Genomic DNA, 3,926 nt, shown 5'->3' with positions numbered 1-3,926 from the left:
GCGTGGTACAACCGCCGTCGCAGGCACTCCGCACTCGGCTATGTCAGCCCCGAGGAGTACGAGCGGAACGCCTCAACCCGAAGTGCGGCAGCTTAACGAACCTGTCCACGAAATCGGGGCAAGCCCACCCCCACTCAGTGACGCCCTTCCTTCGCTCGCCCATACAGTGGCTCTGGCTGCGCTGGTCCTCCATCTCCCCGGCCATGCTGCTGGCCCTCTCCTTCGGGGTCCTCATCGCATTCGGGACGCTCGGACTGCTCTGGCTGCCGGGTCTGTACACCGGGCCGCGACTGGGGCTCCTCGACGCGCTCTTCACGATGACGAGCGCGGTGTGCGTGACGGGACTCACCGTCGTGGACACCGCCACGACCTTTACCCGTTGGGGTCAGCTGTGGCTCCTCGTCTTCATCCAGTTGGGTGGGCTGGGACTCATCACCCTCGCCACCCTTGTCATTGGCGCGCTCGGCCGGAAGCTGTCCCTTCGCAGCGAGGTCATTGTCGGTGCCCCCATCGACTACACGCACCGACAGAACGTCGTGTCGCTGACCCTGCGGGTCGCGCGCTTCACCTTCTGGGTGGAGGCATTGGGGGCGCTGCTGCTGTGGCTGCTATGGCTGCCACGGTTCGGATGGAAGGAGGCGGCGTGGCATGCCGTCTTCCACTCCGTGAGCGCATTCTGCAACGCTGGCTTCTCGACATTCAGTGACTCACTGGTGGGCTTCGCGAGCGCCCCACTCACCCTCTTCATCATCTCGAGCCTCATCATTCTCGGGGGATTGGGCTACCTTTCAGGAGAAGAGGCGCTGCGCTGGTGGCGCGGTCGGAACCAACGCTCGCGGCGCATGAGTGTCCATACCTTCGCGGCACTGCTCGTCACGAGTGTCCTCCTCGTTGGCGGCGCCGTGCTCTTCACGCTCTTCGAGTGGAACGGGGTGCTGCGGTCCATGGGCTACGTGGACCGGGTCGCCAACGCCTGGTTCATGTCCGCCACGGCGCGCACCGCGGGATTCAACAGCGTGAGCTACTCCGAGGTGAGCAACGCGAGTGGCTTCTTCACCATCCTGCTGATGGTGGTGGGGGGAAGTCCCGGCTCCACCGCGGGAGGCCTGAAGACGACGACGCTGGCGGTGCTCGCGGCGCTCGCCTTCACCCGAATCCGGGGCCGCCGGCATGCCGAGCTGCACGGTCGCGCCATTCCGGAGGGCACCATCGAGCGGACCGTATCGCTCGCCCTCATCGCTTTTGGGGTGATGACCGCCGCTGTCTTCGCGCTCAGCTTCACGGAGGGACACGGCGAGGAATCGGTGCAGGCTGCTCGCGCCAGCTTCCTGCCCCTCTTCTTCGAGGTCGTCAGCGCCTTCTGCACGGTGGGGCTGACCATGGACGTGTCCCCTTCCCTGAGCGTCGCGGGCAAACTTCAAGTCATCGGGCTGATGTTCGTGGGAAGGCTGGGCCCCCTTGCCTTCTTCGCCGCCCTCAGTCTGCGTGCCCGGACACACCTGCGACATGTGCGCCCCGCGCAAGAGGACCTCATCGTTGGTTAAGGAGCAGGGATGAAGCGCATCATCGTGGTGGGCCTGGGCAACTTCGGCTCGGTCATCGCCGCGCGCCTGCACGAGCAGGGACATGACGTCATCGCCATCGACCCACGGCCAGCGGTCGTGGATGCCCTGGGCTCGCGCGTCTCCAAGGCCATGGTGGGAGACGCCACACAGCGCCAGGTGCTACAGGAGGTGGGCGCGCGCGGCGCGGACGCGGCCATCGTCTCCACGGGCGAGGACCTCTCGGCCAGCATCCTCGCGTTGCTCGCCCTGCGGGACACAGGCATCCAGGACATCTATGTGAAGGTCCGCTCGGACGACCATGCGCGCATCGTCAACGCGCTGGGGGCCTCGGAGAGCATCTTTCCCGAGCGGGAGAGCGCGCTCGGGCTCGCCAACCGCATCACCAGCGGCCGGCTCCTCCAGTACGTCCAGTTGGGGCAGGACTTCGGCTTGCAAGAGATGCCGGTGCCGGAGGCCTGGTATGGAAAAAGCCTGCGTGAGTTGGCGCTGCCGCAGCGCTACCGCGTGCATGTGGTGGCCGTGCACGACGTGCTCCAGGACCGCATGCTGCCAGTACCGGACCCGGACCGGCCGCTCACTCCTTCCGACGCGCTGCTCGTCGCCGGAGAGCCCTCGGCGCTCGAGGCCGTGGCCGTGCTGAAGTGACGCCCACCTCCCTCGCCAGAGTCTCTGCCGTGCCCGCTCACCGTACCCTGGGGAACCCATGTCCTCGGAACTGCTCACCTCATTGGGACTCTTTGTTGGAGGCGTCGTGCTGCTGTTGCTGGGCGGCGACTTGCTCGTCAAGGGCGCGGTCGCCCTGGCCGAGCGACATGGCGTCCCTGCCCTCACCATCGGCCTGACGCTCGTCGCCTTTGGAACCTCGGCCCCGGAGCTCGCGCTCAACGTCGCGGCCGCGCTCGGCGGCTCGACAGCCCTGACGTTCGGCAACATGACGGGCTCGTCGCTCACCAACATCGGCCTCGTGCTCGGCCTGGCAGCGGTGGTCCGACCCGTGAAGGTCCAATCCTCGCTGCTCCGGCGGGAGCTGCCCGTGCTGCTGGGCACCGTGGTGCTCCTCCTGACGCTCTCCTGGCTTCCCAACCACCTCGACTCCAGGCGACAGCTCGGCCTGTCGCGGCTCGACGGGGTGCTCCTGGTGGGTTGCTTCCTCGGCTTCCTGGTGATGCTCCTCCGCGCGGCGAAGCAGCCCTCGAAGGTGGGCGCCGCTCTTGCGAGCGACGCCACCGAGGTCGTGCGACGCGAACCCCTGCTGTCCTGGCGGCTCGCAGTGGTCATGGTGCTCGGAGGGCTTGCGCTGCTCGGGCTCGGAGGGAAGCTCGGCGAGGTGGGCGCCACCGGGGCGGCGCAGGCACTGGGTTTGTCCGAACAGCTCATCGGGCTCACCGTGGTCTCGATAGCCACCACCTTGCCGGAGCTCATCACCAGCCTGATGGCGGTGCGCAGGGGGCAGTCCGACATGGCCATGGGGAACGTGGTCGGCTCCAACATCTTCAACCTGCTCTTCATCCTGGGCACGACGTCCATCATCGCCACGGTCCCCTTGCCCGGGGGAGGCCCCCTCATCCTGATGGCCGTTCTCGGGTTTACCCTGGTGCTCTTCCCACTCTCCATCACCTTCGACTGGACCATCACGCGCTCAGAAGGACTGCTGCTCGTCGCGCTCTACCTGGCGTTCATGGGCTGGCAGCTTTGGGTGGGGCTCACCAGCACGTAGGCAAGAGGCCTGGCAGGGCCACATGGTTTCCGTGGCCTGGAGCACCCTGCTCTGAGACACTGGCCACACATCTCGAAGGGTGTGCGTCGCGCGCTCCTGGCACGCACAGGTTCCTCGGTGGTCGGGCCGCCACCTGCCCGCGGTTGTTGCCGCGGACACGCTCCTGAATGGGGTTTCCATGCGCGTGCTCATCTCCACCTACGGAACCCGAGGTGATGTCCACCCCTTCGTCGCGCTCGCCAAGGCACTGCAGGCGCATGGCCATGTCGTGGCGCTCTGCACCCCCACCGGCTTCCGAGGCATGGTGGAGCGCCACGGCGTTCCCTACGCGCACATGGACAATGCCGTGCTGGAGCTGACGGAGGCCGTGCTACGCGCCCCGACACGTGCCGAGCAGCGGCGGCTGTTCAAGGGGTTCGGCGCCGTCATCCGGGCGGGCCTGGAGGACGAGTGGAAGGCGGCGCGGGAGCTGGAGCCGGACGTGCTCGTGTACCACTCCAAGGCGCTCGGCAGTCACCACATCGCGGAGAAGCTCGGGGCCGTCGAGTTGCTGGCGATGCCGCTGCCGCTGACTCCGACACGCGAGTTCCCGGTGCCGATAGTCCCGGGTTTCCGACTCGGCGGTTGGCTCAACGCGCTCAGCT

At 67.2% G+C, this 3,926-nt stretch carries 5 protein-coding genes; all 5 read left to right on the top strand.

Annotated features, from left to right (window positions below):
* The coding region (locus FL311_RS46395) for an IS3 family transposase (RefSeq protein ID WP_368668573.1) at positions 1-96 on the top strand (96 nt) is incomplete at its 5' end.
* Positions 97-137: 41 nt separating this feature from the next.
* Positions 138-1,544 carry a TrkH family potassium uptake protein gene (locus FL311_RS41755; RefSeq protein ID WP_228557445.1) on the top strand — a complete coding sequence of 469 codons (1,407 nt, stop codon included), beginning with the start codon at positions 138-140 and terminating at the stop codon, positions 1,542-1,544.
* Positions 1,545-1,553: 9 nt separating this feature from the next.
* The gene (locus FL311_RS41750) at positions 1,554-2,210 is read left to right on the top strand and encodes a TrkA family potassium uptake protein (protein WP_141333178.1); all 657 of its coding nucleotides are present in this window, start codon (positions 1,554-1,556) and stop codon (positions 2,208-2,210) included.
* 58 nt (positions 2,211-2,268) lie between these two features.
* The gene (locus FL311_RS41745) at positions 2,269-3,282 is read left to right on the top strand and encodes a calcium/sodium antiporter (RefSeq protein WP_141333177.1); all 1,014 of its coding nucleotides are present in this window, start codon (positions 2,269-2,271) and stop codon (positions 3,280-3,282) included.
* Positions 3,283-3,460: 178 nt separating this feature from the next.
* A partial coding sequence (locus tag FL311_RS41740; protein ID WP_141333176.1) for a glycosyltransferase occupies positions 3,461-3,926 on the top strand: 466 nt, incomplete at its 3' end.

It is taken from the genome of Myxococcus sp. AB025B (assembly GCF_006518215.1).
GTDB lineage: Bacteria > Myxococcota > Myxococcia > Myxococcales > Myxococcaceae > Myxococcus > Myxococcus fulvus.
This window is presented reverse-complemented; position numbering and strand designations above follow the sequence as displayed.